The organism is Desulfobacterales bacterium (genome assembly GCA_029211065.1).
Classification (GTDB): domain Bacteria; phylum Desulfobacterota; class Desulfobacteria; order Desulfobacterales; family JARGFK01; genus JARGFK01.
On record JARGFK010000215.1, the window covers coordinates 1 to 3,398 of the forward strand.

A 3,398-nucleotide genomic window follows, 5' to 3' on the forward strand; every position below is an offset into this window, starting at 1 on the left:
CAGGGTGATCAAAAATGTGAATTGAATCGAAAGATAGAATTGTGTAGAAATTAACTGCGCGAAGCGCTTAGTTCAACAATATTTATGAGTCCATCATCCAGTTCCTGCCGGTTTGCCATTGATTTGAGGACCTTCAGTGTTTCCTGCCGTCCCATTCCTTTTCGATAAGGGCGGTCTTCGGTTAAGGCGGTAAAGACATCGGCCACCGCCATGATGCGGGAGCCAAGGGGCAGTTCGGCCGCCCGGTAACCGAAAGGGTACCCCTTGCCATTCAGTCTTTCCTGGTGCAGTGCGCCCCAAGAGGTGACCCGTTTCAGCTTATCGAGCGGTTCGAGTATCTGGTAGGTATAATATACATGGGAGCGCATGATACACCATTCGTCATCATTTAACTTGCCGGGTTTTTCGATTATTTCATTTGGAATGGCCAGCTTGCCGATATCGTGCAGGTAGGCGGCGAGTTCAATCAGCTTCATTTTATAATTTGAGAATTTTTTCTTTTTTGCCAGAGCAACGGCCGTTGCGGCAACTCCGCAAGAGTGGGTTGCGGTAAATTTACTTTTAAAGTCGACCAGGCGGCAAATCAGCCAGCCAAAGTCAAGCAGGTCGTTTAATTTTAAAATGTCAGCCCGACCCATCAACTCGCGCTTTAAAATCGATTCGATATTATTGGAAGCCAGCTCAAGCCAGACATAGTCGTGCCTCGACAATTCTCGCAATGCGTCAATCCCCTCCGGTATAAAAACAGATTTGCCGGATTTCCGGATGGTGTCACAAATGTCACAGGCCTGGACCAGAGCCGGTTTGGTGTTTGAAAACTTGACTGCCGCGCGGTCGGCCAGATGGATAATGTGGCTTTCAAGGGGGATGTCTTCACCGTTCTGGCGGGCGCCTTTACCCCCTTTCCAGGGGACATGGTGAAATTTAATGATGCGGGCAATCGAAGAAAATGGCTTGAAATCGTTTAGGAGCAAAAATCCGGCCATGGAATGCCGGCCGGGATGGGAATCTTCAAATGCCAGCAGGTCAAGCCGCTCCTGCAGGGAGAATGCACCGATATCATGCAAGGCCCCGGCGGTTGCCAGCTCATATTGCTTGGAGAGTGGCAGCCTCAGCGCTTCACCGATCCGAAAAGCCAGATAGGCAACCTTCAAGTGATGGTCGCCCACTGCCGGACTCATGATGTCGACCACTCTGGCGATTGCCGCCACGAGGTCGAACATATTCACGGTAATTTTCGGATGTCCGGTTTTTCTGTTCATGGATTTAAAACCCAGATATGTTTTAAATCATATCAACCATGATAAGCTATTTCGATCTTAAGGATCAAGGGCTTTAACAGAAAAAAAACGAGTCTCATCGATCACAATGGAATCCGGTCCGCTTTAAAACGGTTTGTTCGGTCTGGATGTATTACTGCGATAGAATCCATTTTCTGATTTGAGGGATAGTCTCTTTTTCCCATTTGGGTGCCAGGCGCACTTGAATGAACTTTTTATAAAGATTGTGGATCAGCGTTAACGTCTTTTCATAGAGGAACAGCTTTTCCAGTACGGCCCCTTCCAAATCCTCTTTGTTTTCAATCGGCCCTGTTTGCGGGGTCTTAAGGCTCGACAGATGCAGACTTTCACCCTTTACGTTAAAGCGCCATTCATGATTTCCGGATTTATAAACGAGGTTGAGTTCGGTTACGACGGCGCCTTTCCGCAAGGCCAGCGTTCCTTCTTCCAGGCCGGCCTGATCGCCTTTGATGGTGATGCTCTCTTCTGTATTGTTACGATGGTTTTCGAGTACGATGCGGTTTCCGACGTCCAGCGATGCCAGGTCAGGGTCAGCCTCCCTGAGCGCCTGAGGTTGTTTTTCCATGACAAACCACAACCACGTGAGAAATTCATAGCCTAAAAATTTATATCGATTGTAAGATACGGCAACGTCCAGCATTTATGACTCCGTGAATTTTGTGGGTTCAAGCTGAGTTAGGCGGTCTCGCTCCGGACCTTCGAGGCCCAAGACCAGGTCGGCGGTTGTATAAGGGAAAAGATGGATGAGGGTGAGGTTGAATGATTTTAAGAACAGCGTTTCAAGGGCTTCATTGGCCGCTTTCAGATTTGAGAAAAACCACAGCCGGTATTCTTCCAGGTTCCAGACCACGTCATAAACATTGGGGGTGGCGGGTATTCGCCGGACCAGAGAAGCTGTAACATGATCCTTTATTGTTTTTTTCTCGTTGGCGGATAAATAGCTTCGTCCGCTGCGCTTGAGTTGCTTCTCCATTTCAATCGCAACATTTTTCCGGATGACATTGGCGGGGATTGTTTTTTTGTCCAGCCGCAGCGAAAAAACCAGATAGGAACCGATGACAAAAGAAGAGCTTTCGAAATCCGGAAGATACGGGTTTTTGAATGAAGTCCAACCGACGGTTTTTTCCACGGGTTCATCATCGATTGAACGGATGGTATGGCGGGTGAGACCGTTGTAAACCGTATCAAGGACCGGTTTTTGAAGCTCACTGCTGACCTTATAACACGTGATTGAAACGGAAGATGATAACAAACTCATTAAACAGCATCCTGAAAGAAATCGTTCGTTTACCGAAAAGGAAAATTTGCCAGGGTTTCCGCCGGACGGAAATACCGCGAGCGGTATACCGTGTTTACAAATTAACGGCAAGCATTTTTTAAGCGGATCATTTTAGAACCGCAGCCGTTGCCGAATTGTTACGCGTCGGTATGGTTGAAAATCAGTGACGCCCGGACCGCTTCAGCGATGATTTCTTTTTGGGTCGGGTCGTCTCTTAAATCCCGGGTAATTTCCAACTGAACCCCCTTGCCGGTTCGACCGCGATTGCAGATATTGTCGGGGTTTACGCCTTTATAGCGGGAATCCTTCATGGAAACGGCGATTCCTCTGGCTTGAAGTTCGGCTGCGATTGATTTTTTTAAAGGCGTATCCAGACCGCCCAGATAGACCAAACCGGCTGTGCCGGTGCAGGCGTGAATGGCTATCACGATGTCGGATGTCGATATGAGCTTAAGCGCGGCCGGTTCATCAAAATTGTGGCTGGTGATATGCAGGCGGCTGTTGTTGCTTTTTTTAATACCTCTGAAACAGTAGCAGTTATAAGTATCGGATGCGATCCGCCGGGCGATTTCCGATGTGCCCGGTTCAATTTTGCCGCCGTGGGGGGCGACAATGGTAACAGCAGAACCCACATCACTGATGGCTATCAGATAATCCGTGTCAACTTTTTCATGTTTTGTCAGTTCGTTAAAACCGGTGTAAGCGTCTTTTGCCATAATCCTTCATCAGACATTTTCCAGCATTTTCGGTTTTTTGAGCAGGGGATAAACGATGGATACCAGCGCGCCTGCCAGCAGCACCACGCTGATGGGCCGGGT

The 3,398-nt window shown here is 48.4% G+C and carries 4 protein-coding genes; all 4 read right to left on the reverse strand.

Features of this window, described 5'->3' with window-relative positions; all coding sequences use genetic code 11:
• Window positions 1-50: 50 nt before the first annotated feature.
• A complete protein-coding gene (locus P1P89_22820; protein ID MDF1594356.1) occupies window positions 51-1,262 on the reverse strand; it encodes an HD domain-containing protein in 1,212 nt (403 codons plus the stop codon).
• Between the two features lie 151 nt (window positions 1,263-1,413).
• On the reverse strand, window positions 1,414-1,941 hold the full coding sequence (locus tag P1P89_22825) for a hypothetical protein (protein MDF1594357.1): 528 nt from the start codon (window positions 1,939-1,941) through the stop codon (window positions 1,414-1,416).
• A complete protein-coding gene (rdgC, locus tag P1P89_22830; GenBank protein ID MDF1594358.1) occupies window positions 1,942-2,559 on the reverse strand; it encodes a recombination-associated protein RdgC in 618 nt (205 codons plus the stop codon).
• A gap of 158 nt (window positions 2,560-2,717) precedes the next feature.
• On the reverse strand, window positions 2,718-3,296 hold the full coding sequence (locus tag P1P89_22835) for a poly-gamma-glutamate hydrolase family protein (GenBank protein ID MDF1594359.1): 579 nt from the start codon (window positions 3,294-3,296) through the stop codon (window positions 2,718-2,720).
• Between the last annotated feature and the right edge of the window lie 102 nt (window positions 3,297-3,398).